Genomic DNA, 15,150 nt, shown 5'->3' with positions numbered 1-15,150 from the left:
TCTAACCGCCGAGTCTTGGAGTGATGCGCGGATTGGACTTGCGCTGATCAACGATAGAAGTCGTTCGACCTACGAAATCAGAGCTTTTGCTCCAATGCTGAATGCCTTGCGCAACGCCCTGCTGAACCATTTCCTGAATCTCGGCATTGCCGCGCGCGCCTGTGACATCGATCTTGAAGGTGACCGCCGTAGGCTGGTTCTGATTGGCAGGAGCCTGCAATCGCGGCACAGAGACGCCAACAGCACCGCCGTTAGCGTAGCCGCGACGCAATGCCTCCACCGCAGCAACGCCGCCGTGGCTTCGAACATCCCGCTGCGACCACACCACTTCGCCTTTATGGACGATGCCAGCGGGTTGATACTTGCCGCCAGGTCCGGTGTATCCGCCGTCGGAGAAGGGCCGCAGCGCTGGAATGGGTCCGCTTGCGGGAAGGCTAACGCGGCCACCGCCGCCGAAAAGGCCACCCAAAAGATTCCCAAGCCAGCTTCCTCCGCCCTTATCAAAAGCAGCGTTAAAGGCCATGTCGAGCAGCTTGTTTCCGACCTTGGACAAGGCATCCGCAAAAATGTCAGCGGCCTTCTTGCCTTGCATGAAGCCATCGACGATGCCGCGAGACAGGTCTTTTTGAAAGTCCGCCATTTCTTCCGCCTTGCGGCGAATATCGTCTTGCGTTTCACCAAGCTTAGCAGCCTCAACGGTCGCAACCGCGTACTGATCGGCAAGCGCAGCTATTTCTTGACGAAGCTTCTCGTCGATCGGCAGACCTGCGGCCTTTGCCGCATTGAGAAGTTCCTGTTCTGCACGCGCCCGCTCAACGGCATAGCCGTAATCATCAACGAGCGGATTAACCTGACGCTGGGCTTCGGTTTCTGCAACTATCGCTGCTGTCTGCTCAACGATGCGCTCAGTAAGCCGCTGGTACTCATTTTCACGTTCTTTCTTTGGCTTTTTGCCTTCGGCAGAACGTGACGCATTACCTGAAAGATTGGCTTCGGCGATGCGCTTTACCTGATCGTCGGTAAGCTGGACATTTTGCTTTTCAGCGTCTGTCCTAACTCTTGCTATCTCGTTTTCGAGGTCAAGCTGCGCTTTGCCGAGCTTCGCCCGCCGAAGCGCTTCTTGCTCATAAGCATTCCGCTCGCTTTCAATGCGATTACCTTCGACACGCGTGCGTGCGTACTGCTGGTACCCCTCGACGATATTTTTGTCTGGAGCACCTAGCTTGTTGCGAAGTATATCGGTGGAATCAATGGCCTGGCGCAGGACCGTTAGTAGTGGGGAGAAAGCGTTGGCAACCGCCTGGAAGTCCGGATTTGAGTTGGCCAGAGCAAATAGTGCCTGTTCAACTTCGTCCGCAGAACGTGTGCCGTTGTTCAGGCTATCACGAAGATCTTCAAGTTGCGCGATCTGCTGCGGAGACACAGTATCTTGACTGACGTTCCGGAGAAGGTGATCGAACAAGTCGATTACAGCATCTCGTGCATTTTCTATATCAGCAACGCCTATTGCAATGCCGCCCGAAAGAGCGTTTTTGGTCTTCTCGTCGATCTGCTGCGCCGCGCCCTCGACTGCATCTCCAGTCTTTTCTGCGGCCGCACGAACGTCCTCTAGGGCTGCTGCGTAAACCTTAGATGCGGCTGACGCTTCAGATGTTGAATTACTGTAGAGCGTCAATGCGGTTACGAGTGCACCGCCGACCAAGAGACCAACCGGACCAGCTGCTGCGCTCAACCCGTTGAATGCGATACCGAGGCTCGCCATTGATCTTGCGGCCAGCAACGCCTTGGTGAAATTAACTAGCGCGGCGCTACCGAGGCCGAGCGTCGAAATCATCTTGAGAAGCGACCGGCCAATAAGTGCGCCAGCAATCACGCCGGCAAGCTGCAACGCTACGTCGGCCGTCTTGTCGAAGTTGTCGGCCATGATGACCAGCGCTTCGCTGATCCTTGCCGATGCACCATATGCTTGATCTGTACTGCCAACATATTGCAGCATCGCGTTTTGCAGGAGCTGTATGCCATCGCCGATGGTTGCAGGCATGCCTTCGGCTTCGCGGCGCAGGCGCTCCATCTGCGTCGACAGCGCGCGGACGACGTCGTTGCCGGTAATCTTGCCCTGCTGACCTAGTGAACGAAGCTGGTTGACCGATACGCCAAGGCCCGCGGCTAAAGCTTCCGCCACTCGGCCACCCGTAGTGATGACCGTGTTGAGTTCGTCGCCGGATAACTTGCCGGCAGCCATAGCCTTCGAAAGTGCATTGATGACGGACTCGGCTCGCTGGCCTTTGGCACCAGAGATAACCAGCGCGTTATTGACAGCTTCAGTGTAATCCAGCGTTTGGCTTGTACTGTAGCCTAGTTCGCGCATTGCGGTGGCGTTCAGCAGATAACCTTCAGCGGTCGTTTCCAATGACGAATAGGTGCGTCGGGCAACGTCGCCGAGACGCTCCATCACCTGAGCGCCCTGCTCTACGCCACCGGCCGCGATCTGAACGCGACTGGAAAGATCGGTCCATGTGTCTGTCATCTGACGAACAGCATCAATGCCGAGTACAGCTGTCACGCCAGCAAGTGGCGCGGCAAGACTGCGAGCCATATTCTGGCCAATGCCATCAAGCCTACGGTTCGCGTTTCGCCAAGTGTTCTCGACTTGCTTGGCCGCCTTGGTGTTGATGCCGTGGATTTTCTGCAAATCCCGCTCAAGCGGCTTCATCTCCATGCGCATCACTGCGCGGAGTTCTTCGACAGTGACTGCCATAGAATTTCCTGCTAGTTGGGGAGAAACAGAAGGAGGGGCGATGCGCAGTACACTTATTGCGGCCTGCTTGGTTATTTCCACCGGGACCGCGTGTTATGCAGACAAGCCTGAAATCGCTGGATGCGAAGCAGTTGCGGTGTCGACGTTAAGGTCGCCGTCCAGTTATGTGCGAATTAAGACTTCGTATTTCGAAAACAGCGTTGTTGTTGAGTATGATGCACAGAACGGTTACGGTGCTCTTATCCGCTCTACACATCAATGCTTATTTCGTTACTACGATGGCGTGTTTACCTTTTCCCCATCCCGATCGGCTCGACAAGGCGGAGGTGAATTACTGGCGTATCTGGGGGCAGCGAATTCGGTTAGCGTCGACGCCAAGAGCACACAATTGAAGCCATCCATGGATGATGATCTTCTCAACTCATGTATCGAGATTATAATACACAAGAAGAGCATCGCCGCACGTCCACCAGTAAACGACATCAAGGCCAGTTTTATACGAGACGGAGATTCCAAGCCGCGCGCGGTCATTATACGGCCGACCAAAATTGATTCAGGCATGCCGCGCGAGACTACTTGTACAGGCGCGGCAAAGGACATTAAATCGGTCGCATTTGTCGAATAATCACTTCTTAACAGCATTCACCATCGCGATATGCTCTTCCCAGGACGGCGCCGCGGTTTCTTCTTCACCGCCGTTGGCCTTGATCCATCCATGCGCGGCAACTGCAAGCTCCCATAGCGTCATCTGATCGACTTCGCGCGGGCTAAATCCCATCGTCGCTCCAGCGCCGTAAAAGGTGGAGAAGACTAGCTTTCCGTCGCCGCTTCCGTTGGCGTCGTCGTCTCCACCGGAGCTTTTCCCGGATCGTCGTCCTTGTCGCCAGTGAGTGCCTTCAGGAGAATTGCGCAGGCAAGGCCGGCATGTTCCCACAAGGGGCGCGTATCAATATATCTCGCAACGGCGATATACGCGTCAGTCGGCGTTGTGCCGCCACCAATCAAGCCAAGTCGGATGGTTTCGCGGATATCGTCGACACGCCAATCGCCGCCAAAACTACGAAGCATGCTATAGACGTTGAAGTCTGCAATATAATCCGGATCGGCATCGCCGTGCGTATAGTCCGAAGGTTCCGGTCGTTTGGTTGCATTTGGCTGGTACGACATAAGCCGCGCCAGTATAGTTGCAGGGCCTGCCTCGCACTTCTCTTGCAGTTCACGAAGCTCGCCAATGGGGAGGCGAAACTTACGTTTCACCCCACCCAGAATATCTTCATGGGTTTGCGTCATCAGGTTGCATCAACCCATGTAATTTCGCCGTCGCTCGACAATGCAACAGTCGAAGTGACATAACCCTTGCCCTCTTTGGCGAGGCCGAGGGATGTCATTACGTAGTTGCCTTCGAAATGACCGCCGCCCTGTACGCCAGTAAGACCACCTAGCGTAACGCGAACTGGGAATGATTCACCTGCCAAAGTCTTGTCGCGAAGAACTCCGAATGAAACAGGATCCATTGTTCCAGCGCCGTTGATACCGGCGGAGAGCGTATCGACAGCACGAAGAACCCAGCCAGGAGCATTTGGATCTTCGCAGTTCGGCGCGGTGGCCTCAGTCGTCGTGGCTTCAATTGTAAATTCTTGCGTCGTATTAATCGTGCAAGAATGCGCCCACGTCTCGGGCGATCCACCATCCGAGAACTGGATGAGGAGCTGCTTTGTAGTTGCCATGATGTACTCCAGGCCGCTTATGCGACCGGCTGAGTGTCGATTGTAAGGTTGATGCGCGCGCGGTAGGTCGGCGGCGTGTCGCTGTAGTTGATGGTTTCCACGCGAACGCGATCGACGGTGTGACCATCAATCGTCATCGGTTTTTCGTGGAACGCGGCACGGATAGCCGCAGCGACTTCTTTGGTTTTGATGTAGGATGTACTGTCGGCCCAAACATCGATCTGCTGAGCCGTTTCGGTTCGGTCGAAGCATTCTTCATCGATCGGCGTTTCAACGCCAGGCCAAACCATCACATATGGATAGGCTGCATTCTGTGGAATGACCGAATATACACGCGCGTCGGCAGCAGTGTTTAGAGCGCGGATTTGTGCTACCAACGCCGCCTGGATGGCGAGACTTGGGCTAGTCACCTTTCACCGCCTGTCGCAATGAGCGACGAACTCCCTGACGAACCCTGCTCATCGCCCTGCGCTTGCGCGCTCGATATCCTGGATAAAAGAATGGATTTGGCGTTTTCTGGTGTTCGTTGCCGAACTCTTGAGCAAGAGCATAATCGTATGCGGGCGAGTTTCCCTTTTCGGTATTTCGCACAACGCGCGTTGTTGTCGGGCCGCCGGCCTTTAGTTCAACGCCCACAGTGCCATCGTCGAGCGGTTCGGTGCGTATGGATGCCGCGAGAGTACCGTCATCTTTCGGCGCAAGTGATCTTTGGAGCATGTTAATCTCTCGACCAGCAAGCATAAGGTCAGCCTGAGCACGCTTTTTGACTGATTCAGGAATACGACTAAGCTTGCGCTTTAGCCGTTCCAGATTCATGATCTTCATGACGCCTCACCTTCGACCACCAGCATTTCGAGATACGCGTTGCGTTCATCGATGTTGACGATTGTTTTGATTTCGTAGGTCGTGCCGGTGCGATGATTGCGCGCCTTCCAGTACGGCCTGACGCGACGGGTATTGACATTCGATCGAACCGTCAGAGTGTAAGGCTGGATACCCTGCATCCGGCCAGCAATTACTGGCTCACTACCCATCTTAGGCGCCAGACGTGCCGCATCGGTGAACGCGTCCTCCCAGCCCTCAAACGTGCCGCCATAGCCATCATCACCAGACACCAACTCGACAAACGTCACGCGCTCTCTGAGGCTTCCTGCACCGGACATGGCGTCTCCTGCGGTTTCGTAGTTCGCTCTGCCCGTCCAACATCAAGTGCCCTCGCCGCACACGCCCGCGTCACGTTGTACGTTTCGCCGGTTTTGTATGCGATGGTGACGCCGTAGCGAGGCGACCAGTCGAAGTTCGCCGTGAATCTGACCCATGGCATGGGCTACTCCGTGTGTTGCCGCCACACCCGATATGGTGCCAGCAGTGCCCGAACGTGGCGCGGAAGGACCGCATCGCCTGTTGCCTTGGGGTCCGGCTCTCGGACCTCGTAAAGATCCGCCGCGACAAGTAAGATCGCAGCTGTAATGGGAGGCGCTATTACAATGCCGTCCGGCAAGGTAGGCGTCGCACCTGTCGCGACGACCTCGCGATCTATGTATTCAGTAACGATGGCTTCAGATGCGGCCAGGTACAAACCCAGTTCAACGTCTTCATCATCGTGAAAAACACGCAAGTGTCGCTTCAATAAATCCAGGTCAACCAGCGCCATCATCACCACCTTCTGGCGGCGTTTCAGGATCCGGTTCTGGCTCCGGTTCCGGCGCCGGCGCTGGATTTAGATCGACGACTCCCGCGCCGATGTAGCTCGCCACCCGGCGCTTTCGTATCTTTGCGTCCGCCATCAATGGCCTCCTGTTCGGTAACGACATATCCGAGCGCCAGCAGCGGCCTGGCTTGCCAGTTCGGAAGATCGGCAATGTCACCCTTGGCCAACCGGCCGTACTCGCCAACCAGCGTCTTAAGTGCTCGGATTTTCATGATTTCCTCGTGAAAAGGGGCGCCGAAGCGCCCCATCAACGATTAAGGAGTTACGGTCGGATTGACGTCGCCGGTTACAAACGCTTCAGGTCTGTAAACTGCGAGCGCAAGACGCTCCTCAATGCGCACAGTGAACATGTTCTTTTCGAAGTCGTCGACGTTCTCGCTCGAAAGCAGAACTTCCACGTCCATGCGGTCGAAGATCTGCGCGGCAAGGTTGAATGCGCCGGTGAGGAACTCACCTTCACCCATTGCCTGCGTCTGAACAACCGGAAGGTTCCAGAGCGAAGGTCCAATCGGCGAATTGGCATTTCCGACAATGTAATTGCCGCCAAGATCCTTGGTCAGTTCAATCCGCGCCCAGTCGATCGGATTCAGAACGAAGCCGCTGGCTGGATACTCAGCCAGAATGACCTGAAGGATAGCGAGTCGGAGGCGGTCGATCGCCGTTTCATTGTCCGGAGCGAACTCAGGAGCGAACGCCGTTGCCTGCGGGACAATGCCATTTAGGTTCTGGCCAGTGCCATCGCCGTTGAGGATCTGGTTCTCTTCAATGAACTTCAGACCGTAAGTTCCACGGGCATTGATGTAGCTTGCAAGAGCAGGCGCGTCGTCAAGGATCTGTCGGGATGCCTTGAAGATATGCGCAAGAGTGCGAACGGGCGTGGTGAACAGATTGAAAGTCAGATCCGACTTTGGCTTCTGCGCGCCTTCCGCAACCGGGGCTGCGCTATTGGTGAAGCCGGTCTCCTTGACGAACTCCACGCTGGACGCCGAAGTCCGGCCGGGTGCAATCAAATCACGGATCGTAAATTGACGGTTAGGCGGCGCCACAATTCCCGCAACACGAGCGCCGGGAACAAGCGAAGTGCCGGCCGAACGGCCTGCACCAACAGTTGTGTTCGCCGACGTAATATCAGCGCGCTCCATGCCAACACGGATCGAACCGCGCCAGCCGCCGGAAACGTCCGTCGCCTTGAACTTGTCGGAATCAACAACAATGTCGCCGATATCGCGAGGCTCATTATCATTAGCGTGCTCGCGTTCGCGAGCTGCGCGCTTCTCCAGCTCACCAATCCTGGTGGTGGTGTCGCCAAGCTCCGAAAGGGCCTTGTCAACCTTGGTCGTCAGTTCGGCAGAAACTTCGCCATTGGCAGAAAGTTTCGTGGTGAAGTCGGTCGCAAGATTGCCGACCTGCTCCTTAATGGAGGCGAGCGAAGCGCCAAGCTCGCCAATGCGTTCTGCTAGTTCAGCCATGAATGGCTCCTTTTATCGAATAAGTGGTGATTTTGCTTCGGCAATAAGCCGGTCTAGGGCTGCCAAAGCAGCAGCATCCGTCTCGACGTCAGGAGCCCCCTGACCTTCCTTGAGGTAGAGCCGAGCGGCCCGCTCTGCCTCAGAGCCCGATAATCCCATCAGTCCCCTGATGCCGTTTTCGAACTCGCGTTTGGTGATTTCTTCGCCGGAGGCCATCTTGTTGGCCAACAATTGCGCAGCTTCTGCCTTTGCGGCGTTGGACGCCTTTACGCGGCGGACATATTCCGGCTCGGTGTTCGCGCCCAATCGGGCCAAGGTCTCGTCAATTGTGGCAATACGGTCTGCCATTCCTCTGTCCATGAGCGCTTCTGCATAGAACACCCTCCCCTGACCAAATCCGTCTTCGACTTTGGATTTCGTAACGCCACGCCCATCGGCTACGCTCTGCAAAAACCGGCCATAGGATCGGTTTACGCTGTCCTGAATGTAGGCAAGCGTGTCTTTGCCAAGCGGTTCGGTTTCGTTGCCTTCGACCTTGTGCTTGCCTGCCGAAATGTAGGTGCGCTTGACGCCAGCCTTTTCCAATGCGGCAGAAATATCGTCGTGTGCCGTGTAGACACCAATCGAACCTGCGCGCCCTGACGGCGTAACGACGATTTCGTCGGCAGACGAGGCGATCCAGTAAGCGGCGCTTGCTGCCAGCGAATTGACCTGCGCTATGATCGGCTTTTCACCGCCACGCAGTTTGCGAATTTCCGTTGCGAGCTCGTCAGTACCCGGCACCGAACCACCCGGACTATCGATATCAAGGACAACGGCCTTCACGTCATCGTTGGACAGCGCTTTATGAAGCTGGCGCTTGATGCCGGCATATGACGTTCCGCCGCTCATTGCGGAGAACAGGTCCATCCGGTCGGAAAGAACGCCATAGACCGGGATAACAGCAATGTTGCCATCTGTCTCAGCTATTTCCTTCGCACGCGCATCGGAAACGGCTGCTGCAAATTCAGGTGTGACGAGCTTGTCGCCCGCCACACGTGCCGCAAGAACATCAGCCAAAACGGCTAGTTTTTCGCGCTGAATCGCCCACGGCTCCGCCTCAAAGGCGGTCAGAATGTGTTCGAATTTCATGAATTGTCCTTACACGGCGCGAAAGGTGGCAACTAGTTTCGCGGAATCGCCGTCGTGTTCATATTTAACCACACAAGTCGCTCTTGGTGATGCAGGCACCGCGCACCCTTCAATACGCAGAGAAACGACGCCTTCAGAGGCAGCAGACCCTACGATTTTGACGCCAACATCGCTAAAAAAAGACGCGACTTTCGATAGCGCTTCAGGCTGAATTTCAATTATTGCCATGCCATAATCCTTATCCAGCGCTTGGCTGTGCATCATCCAGCGGCGGGCCGCCGTTGTGTCCGACCATGGACAGAGGCTGCATGGTGCCGTTGACGATCAGCTCGTCGCCGCCGTCCATCTTTGGCTTATTCTCGTAAGATCTGGCCTCGTTCGGCGTGTAGATGCCATTCTGGACCATCTTTTGCAGGAACTCTGCCCGCGCCTGGCTATCGCCGCGCAACAGACCTTCCATATTGAATTTGACGACAGTCGTTTTGCGGGTTCTAGCGTCCAGCAAGTCGCGGTAGATCGCCGATTCAATGCTTCTCAACATCGGAGTCAGGCACGTCTTGGTGAATTGCAGGATCAATTGCTCGATCCCGCTCCCCCAAGTCGTCGTGCCGCTCGCGGCATGGCCAATCATTACGGGTGGAACGCCGTAGATGCGGCAGATCTGCTCGACGCTGTATTGTCGCGTCTCAAGCATCTGAGCATCTTTTGGATTGATGGTGATCTGCGACGGCGTAAGCCCCGCCTCAAGTACTGCTATACCGCCTGCTTTGTCTGCGCCCGCAAAAGCCTGAAGTGATTCCGCAATCTGCTTGCGCTGCTCAACTTTCAGAACCTGATCAGACGACAAGATGATCGAAGCCATCATGCCATTCTTGAACATCCGGCCAGACGTTTTCTCGCCGGCCATGGCGTTGCCAATCACATTGCGCTGCGCCGCAATCGGAGAAAGCCCACGGTCGCAGCCAGGCATGACCAAGCCGCGAACATGGAGCATATCTTCTTCGCGGATTTTACGAACGCCGCCCTTCTTGCCGTTTTTGTACTGCTCGGTGACTTCGTAGTAGCGATTGTTCCGATCATCTCGCTTCACGTCCACGCAGAGCGGGTTGAATGGGTTCAGCGCTACCAGCCGACCGCCATTTTTCTTCTTCTCGGCGAAGAAATTTCCATCAAGGCAGAGGCAAAGCGCGGCCATACCCCAAAAATCACACGCACTATCATCTAGATTTGGAAGATTGTGCAGCAGTTCGTACAGCGGATTCTCGCGGTCAACCTCGACGCCATCGCCCTTATAAACATTGCATGGCAGCGTTTTCACGGCATTGGAAATCAGGTTCACGCACGCCCAGACAGCATCAAGCTGCATGGCGTGTTCATAGGTGACCGTCTCGCCGCTTGTCGTCGACATTCCAAAGAACGCGCGCCATGGACCGGATAGAAGCCCGAAAGGCTTCCCGACCCAAGTCAAAAGGCCCATGGGCACTCCTACCAGGTTATAGTGATCATGTTGTTGACAAAGTCGTCGATGTCGGCTTGTTCCGGCTCAGCCTCGCGAGCTTTAAGCCCAACGCACATTGCCGTCGCGACTGCGCCGTCGATGCGAAACCGCGTCTTGCTCTTGTCCAGTTTACGGTTGCCGCTGGCATCGGAGACGGCGATTGCATTGGCGAAACAGAAAGACAAAACAGGATTGTCGTCGTGCTTGAATCGCCGATGAATAAAGGACGCCTCAAGCGCCTCTACCGCTGGAGACATATCGCGATAACCCTGCCCCCACGGCACCAGTCGAAGCGCACCGTCGAATGGTTTGTCCTTCCCGTCGATATAAACATCGACACCTATTCGCTGGAACTCGACCAATAACTGCTCGATGCGCCAGCGATCGTATGCCAAGCCGCGGACATTATATGTTTCGCGGATTTCGGCGATGCGCACGGCGACGTAAGAGTAGTCAATCGCGCGTCCAGGCGGTGTTTCGAGCCAGCCCTCTTTCGCCCACAGGTCATAAGGAGCACGATCTCGCTTAGCGTGGTCAAATAGGAAGTCATTCGGCTTCCAGTGCCAAGCCTTCACCCGCTCTTCCCCTACCGCTGCCGATACTCCCACCAGAGATGTAAGATCGTGAACCCCCGACAGATCGAGCGCGAGATAGACATCCTCTCCATCAACGAGCGTTTCGCCAGAATGACACGCCTTCCACTCGGATCTAGGTATAAGCGGCGACGTTTGGTCCACGCGCTGATTCAGATACAGATTCCGAAAACTGGCTTCCATTGTCTTCATGCGTCCCGCCTGCACCGCAAGTGCCCGCAAGTCATCAATGGATCGGAAGTCATCCAGTGCCGGATTGGCAGCACGCCAAGCCGCCTCATCGTCAATATCAGCCTCGTCGTCGGCGCAATACAGGTGGACAAGCACCGTTCGATCGTTTGCTACCAAGCCGTCGTCAATCAGTTTCGACAGCGGATGCTCAGGATCGGGGGACTGTGTCGAAATAACGATACCAAGTGGCTCTTTTCGCGCACCTTGCGATGTATTCAATACTTCGTAAAGCTCTTGATCGCGTGCCTGAGCAAGCTCGTCATAGATCCATACAGATGGATTTAGACCATGCTTCGTTCCAGCCTCAGCCGAAAGTGCACGATAAAAGCTCCCGTTCGGCTTGTGCACCAGGGTTTTGGTGGAAGGGACAACCGTAATCGGCAAGGAGCCATCAGGCGCGAACTCAGGCTCCGCCTCTACAAGTTGGCGGGCAAACTTGAATACCTGACCGGCCTGTTCTCTATCCGTCGCCGCAGAGTATATCTCGCCATTCATTTCGGCAACAGGGCCGACAAGGTGAGCCAAAACAAGAGCGGCAATGAGCATTGTCTTACCGTTCTTTCGAGCGACGGAAAAAATCGCTCGCCGAACACGGCGCTTGCCAGATTCTGTTGGCGCATATACGTCGCGGATGAACTGCTTTTGCCACTCTCGCAGCTCAATCGTCCCGCCTTGCCCCTCGCCAGAAGGAACCCTCAGCAGCTCGATAAATTCAATGACTTTTTGTGCGCGGTCCAGCCCATATTGGTTTACGCCTTCTCCGCGCCTTGCCCAATCAGGCCGGCGAACTTGCTTGATTTTTCCTTCTCCGGCCTTGATAGACCCGCCCGCGCCTTCGGGTCCAGGCCGAGCCTGTCTCCCATCGCCATCATAAGGCGTGCAGCGTCACTGCGAATTGTAAACCAGGGGTTTTTTACAAGGCCGCCCTTGGCTCCAGGAACGAGTGGGGGTTCAGTCTTCAACGCTTCGGTGGCTCGCTTATGATCCGCCCACGCAACCGCATAGATCGCTATGCCGCCAGCGTCTGTGGACGCATATGTTTCCGGCGGCATAGCCGCCACAATCATCTCGAAACACTCGCGGGCATCTCCCTCGAGATAGTTCGGGATGTAGACGTCGCCGGTCGGCCTAACAGAAGGCGCGCGCTTTTTACGCTTGCCGGGGTTGCCCTTCAGCGCCTGTATTTCCGGCGTCTCGGGGCGCGGTCCTCTTGCGCCCATCGCTGCAAATCACCCTTGGAACACTTTTTGAAAACTTGCGGGATAACACGTTCTTGCCCGCCGCCGGTGCGCGACCCCCACGCCTCTGGACTTTTGCTAGCCCCCCGGGGTGATCAATCAACTGGCCAACCGTCCGGCCCGAAAGTCACCACGTCCTGACCAAGCTCCTCTCGCTGCTTCAGTCGGCTATGGCACGATGCGCAAAGAGATTGGAGCTCGCCGGACCAAAACAGTTCTGGATCCCCACGATGCGGAACGATGTGGTCGGCCGTGTCGGCGACCGTTACCTCTTCACGCTCAAGGCACTTAACGCATAATGGTTGCCTTGCAAACAACTCCTGCCGTCGGCGCTCCCACGCCGCCAGCTTGTACCAGCGGCGATAGGAAACCGCCTCGGCGCTGCGTAGGTCAGGCTGCTTCGGCAATGTGTTTGTCATTCGTATTAGCTGGACTGAAGGAGCCAAAGTACAGGTTCTCGGCCGTCTCCCTTGCGGTCCTTGCCGCATCAATGCTATCGTGGAGTCCAAGGAAATGACGTTTCCCCCGCGCGGATATCTGCGCCTTCCATTTCCTGTGCTCAGAGCTCCAATAAACGCCAGTAACACCGGATGAATTTACGCTCGAACGAGATTTATTGAAGGCGTTATCAGCAACCGACGCCGCCCTGAGATTAGATAATCGGTTGTCCGAACGAGCACGATTGATATGATCAATTTGATCGGGAGCATCCTCACCGTAGTAAATCATCCAAATGATGCGATGTTCAGCATACGACACTCCACGATACCTGACCTTGCGGTATCCATGGCTGCCATCAACACACCCGGCGCGATCGCCTGCACGTACAGACCTCCCATTGTCCACACGCCAAATAAGAACGCCTGTCGATGAATCATAGGAGAAGAGTCGCCTAGCCGTGACGATATCCATGCTCATCTCCTGTTCTCGGGTGAGATATGGTCTGGATGGCCCGACTCGAACGGGCGGCCTCCGCCTTCCAAGGGCGGCACTCTACGCGACTGAGCTACACCCAGGATGAATAGATAACCCCACGCCCACTAGCTAGGTGATCGCCGTGTGCTCACGACTGGGAGGTGCGCATCGTTGAGAGGCGTCCGGGGTCTTGTTGGGGTTGCGAGTAGGCGTGTATCGACGCCTCGTGTTAGTTTCTCCGCCTAAGCGGCTACCCTGCCCGCGTTCGCAGTGGGGATTCGCACCCCTTCACGCTCAAGGCGTCTGCGAACCACGTTTGCGGCCCGAGCAGGCTCTCGCAATAAACAAGTTGCGGCAGTCTCAACCGCACAAGAGCAGGAGACCGCCGCATCGCTCGTCGCCGGAGGAGGAGACAGCGCCAAGCGAACTGGAAACAACTCGACCCTGCGCAGGGTTGCAACGCATAGACGCGAGGCGCAGGACTTACCGAATTGGGTGAAGCAAGGAACGGGCGGGCATCCCCATCCTTCTCAGCTACGCTGCCTTGCCTGTGGGTGGAGAGGGTTCACCTCGCGCATCAAGTGCGCCGCAGGGTCTGCGCCTCTATAGTTACCCGCGCACTCAGCGGCTGCAACAAGTGCAGCATGGCGGCGGGTCCGTCGCAATAGCGCACGGAACAGTGTGGGGCCGGCAACACCGTTGCCAACCCCTTCACTATATATCCCCATGAGAACGTTGTTTTATGGACCTATGCGGCCAGATTAATTGCACGCATTAGATTATCATTGGCCGCCAGTAGTGCCTTTTTTCCACCCTTTCGTCGGGTGTATTCGGCTGACTGACCGATTGCTGACCCAACATCTGCATAACTCCTTGCTGTCATTGCTGCATCCAACACCGCCATGTCGCGATCTGAGAGATAGGCAATAGTCCGCGCCCATGTCTCGCGCTCCACCATGGCCGTTGAGATATCTTCCCATCCCATCGAGCCACCGCCTGCACATGTGGTTTTCTGCATGCCGAGAAAGCTGTCTGCGATCCGTTGCGCACCCGCGGGCAATCCCGGCGGGCAGATCGTAAGGGTGACCTTGCTCCAATCCGTGCGAGCATAGATAGCGTCTAACTCTGCTTGACACTCCGCAGCGGTTCGACGGCTAGCCCTTCCCTGTCCCTTCGATGGTCGATAGCGGCGTGGCTTTACGCCAAACACGTCGTTGAAGAAGTTGTTGGAGCGGCTCATGTCCTGCGGATCTATGTCGCCACCCAAAATACGCTCCTGCTCCTCGCTGGCACCAAGCATCGCACCGGTTGGCATCCTGGCCGAGTAACGCTCAAGCTTACCGTCGATTGTGTATCGATAGGCTGGTTCGGTCTGGTTGCCATCGCTGAAGCGCAGACGGCCTATCTTGACTATCTGCCCCTCGTCGTTGCGCTCGATTGTGCCGGACGCAATCTGTTTCTCGATCTCCTCGACAGAGGGCCGGATGCGAATGCGTCGCTCTGGATAAGCATCAACCAGATCTTCCGGAACGTTGTCATTCGCTGCCGTCTGCGGAAAATTCGTACTGATTGCTACCGGCTCGCCTTCCGGGCGCTTGTACCAGGCTTTGAGGCCGTCGCTTAAACTGCGATAGTTGGTCATGCTGGCTCCGATGCTAGAGCGGCGTTGATCATTGTCTCGTGACCAGCAAGCCAGTAGGCAACAGCGACAGGCCCGGCAATGGAATTGATTGCAGCCTTCGTCTCGGACGTCGGCTCACGCATCGCCTCTATCGCTGCGCGGGCTTCCGGCAAGAACGCCTCCCAACCTCGCTCGTCATTTATCTCGGATTTGGATATTGCCCGCGCCACTCGCTCAATCATCGTCATTGCACACTTC

20 protein-coding genes and 1 tRNA gene are annotated in these 15,150 nt (G+C 56.1%); 1 reads left to right on the top strand and 20 read right to left on the bottom strand.

The genetic code is table 11. The features are described from left to right. Position 1 precedes the first annotated feature (1 nt). Positions 2 to 2,758 (bottom strand): tape measure protein, encoded by a 2,757-nt coding sequence (locus tag IE151_RS01175; RefSeq protein ID WP_189486979.1) that lies wholly within the window; start codon positions 2,756 to 2,758, stop codon positions 2 to 4. 40 nt (positions 2,759 to 2,798) lie between these two features. Here IE151_RS01175 and IE151_RS01170 point away from each other — a divergent pair, with 40 nt between their 5' ends. Continuing rightward, complete coding sequence (locus IE151_RS01170; protein WP_189486978.1) at positions 2,799 to 3,383, top strand: hypothetical protein; 585 nt, start codon at positions 2,799 to 2,801, stop codon at positions 3,381 to 3,383. On the opposite strand, the gene IE151_RS01165 is transcribed toward IE151_RS01170, so the two are convergent. The 19 genes from IE151_RS01165 to IE151_RS01075 form a co-directional block, all read right to left on the bottom strand. Further along, entirely contained in the window at positions 3,384 to 3,536 is a 153-nt protein-coding gene (locus tag IE151_RS01165; protein ID WP_189486975.1) for a hypothetical protein, read from the bottom strand. Between the two features lie 32 nt (positions 3,537 to 3,568). After that, entirely contained in the window at positions 3,569 to 4,048 is a 480-nt protein-coding gene (locus IE151_RS01160; protein WP_189486973.1) for a gene transfer agent family protein, read from the bottom strand. Continuing rightward, a complete protein-coding gene (locus tag IE151_RS01155; RefSeq protein ID WP_189486971.1) occupies positions 4,048 to 4,485 on the bottom strand; it encodes a phage tail tube protein in 438 nt (145 codons plus the stop codon). The genes IE151_RS01160 and IE151_RS01155 overlap by 1 nt, the downstream gene beginning before the upstream one ends. 17 nt (positions 4,486 to 4,502) lie before the next feature. Next, positions 4,503 to 4,895, bottom strand: a complete 393-nt coding sequence (locus IE151_RS01150) for a DUF3168 domain-containing protein (RefSeq protein WP_189486969.1) — start codon at positions 4,893 to 4,895, stop codon at positions 4,503 to 4,505. After that, entirely contained in the window at positions 4,888 to 5,310 is a 423-nt protein-coding gene (locus IE151_RS01145; protein WP_189486967.1) for an HK97 gp10 family phage protein, read from the bottom strand. The genes IE151_RS01150 and IE151_RS01145 overlap by 8 nt, the downstream gene beginning before the upstream one ends. Then, positions 5,307 to 5,648: a head-tail adaptor protein gene (locus IE151_RS01140; protein WP_189486965.1), complete on the bottom strand. Its 342-nt coding sequence runs from the start codon at positions 5,646 to 5,648 to the stop codon at positions 5,307 to 5,309. Before IE151_RS01140 ends, IE151_RS01145 begins: the two co-directional genes overlap by 4 nt. A 164-nt stretch (positions 5,649 to 5,812) precedes the next feature. Then, positions 5,813 to 6,142 (bottom strand): head-tail connector protein, encoded by a 330-nt coding sequence (locus tag IE151_RS01135; protein ID WP_244636558.1) that lies wholly within the window; start codon positions 6,140 to 6,142, stop codon positions 5,813 to 5,815. Between the two features lie 20 nt (positions 6,143 to 6,162). After that, the gene (locus tag IE151_RS01130; protein ID WP_189486963.1) at positions 6,163 to 6,408 is read right to left on the bottom strand and encodes a hypothetical protein; all 246 of its coding nucleotides are present in this window, start codon (positions 6,406 to 6,408) and stop codon (positions 6,163 to 6,165) included. A 42-nt stretch (positions 6,409 to 6,450) separates the two neighbouring features. Then, complete coding sequence (locus IE151_RS01125; protein ID WP_189486961.1) at positions 6,451 to 7,665, bottom strand: phage major capsid protein; 1,215 nt, start codon at positions 7,663 to 7,665, stop codon at positions 6,451 to 6,453. A gap of 12 nt (positions 7,666 to 7,677) precedes the next feature. After that, on the bottom strand, positions 7,678 to 8,796 hold the full coding sequence (locus IE151_RS01120; RefSeq protein WP_189486959.1) for a S49 family peptidase: 1,119 nt from the start codon (positions 8,794 to 8,796) through the stop codon (positions 7,678 to 7,680). A gap of 9 nt (positions 8,797 to 8,805) precedes the next feature. Further along, positions 8,806 to 9,024: a hypothetical protein gene (locus tag IE151_RS01115; RefSeq protein ID WP_189486957.1), complete on the bottom strand. Its 219-nt coding sequence runs from the start codon at positions 9,022 to 9,024 to the stop codon at positions 8,806 to 8,808. A 10-nt stretch (positions 9,025 to 9,034) separates the two neighbouring features. Beyond that, positions 9,035 to 10,273 (bottom strand): phage portal protein, encoded by a 1,239-nt coding sequence (locus IE151_RS01110; protein WP_189486955.1) that lies wholly within the window; start codon positions 10,271 to 10,273, stop codon positions 9,035 to 9,037. An 8-nt stretch (positions 10,274 to 10,281) separates the two neighbouring features. Continuing rightward, positions 10,282 to 11,775: a terminase large subunit gene (locus IE151_RS01105; RefSeq protein ID WP_280517232.1), complete on the bottom strand. Its 1,494-nt coding sequence runs from the start codon at positions 11,773 to 11,775 to the stop codon at positions 10,282 to 10,284. A 92-nt stretch (positions 11,776 to 11,867) separates the two neighbouring features. Next, the gene (locus tag IE151_RS01100; RefSeq protein WP_189486953.1) at positions 11,868 to 12,338 is read right to left on the bottom strand and encodes a phage terminase small subunit P27 family; all 471 of its coding nucleotides are present in this window, start codon (positions 12,336 to 12,338) and stop codon (positions 11,868 to 11,870) included. Between the two features lie 113 nt (positions 12,339 to 12,451). Next, positions 12,452 to 12,775, bottom strand: coding sequence for an HNH endonuclease (locus IE151_RS01095; protein ID WP_189486951.1), 324 nt, complete (start codon positions 12,773 to 12,775; stop codon positions 12,452 to 12,454). Next, a complete protein-coding gene (locus IE151_RS01090; RefSeq protein ID WP_189486949.1) occupies positions 12,747 to 13,268 on the bottom strand; it encodes an HNH endonuclease in 522 nt (173 codons plus the stop codon). Before IE151_RS01090 ends, IE151_RS01095 begins: the two co-directional genes overlap by 29 nt. A 27-nt stretch (positions 13,269 to 13,295) precedes the next feature. Next, positions 13,296 to 13,372, bottom strand: a tRNA-Pro gene (locus IE151_RS01085). Positions 13,373 to 14,019: 647 nt separating this feature from the next. Continuing rightward, entirely contained in the window at positions 14,020 to 14,913 is an 894-nt protein-coding gene (locus IE151_RS01080) for a hypothetical protein (RefSeq protein ID WP_189486947.1), read from the bottom strand. After that, positions 14,910 to 15,140, bottom strand: coding sequence for a hypothetical protein (locus IE151_RS01075; RefSeq protein WP_189486946.1), 231 nt, complete (start codon positions 15,138 to 15,140; stop codon positions 14,910 to 14,912). The genes IE151_RS01080 and IE151_RS01075 overlap by 4 nt, the downstream gene beginning before the upstream one ends. Positions 15,141 to 15,150 lie beyond the last annotated feature (10 nt).

The organism is Limoniibacter endophyticus, from assembly GCF_014652835.1.
In the GTDB taxonomy this organism is placed as follows: domain Bacteria; phylum Pseudomonadota; class Alphaproteobacteria; order Rhizobiales; family Rhizobiaceae; genus Limoniibacter; species Limoniibacter endophyticus.
Note: the sequence above shows the minus strand (reverse complement) of the source record. Positions and strands in the feature narration are given on the sequence as shown.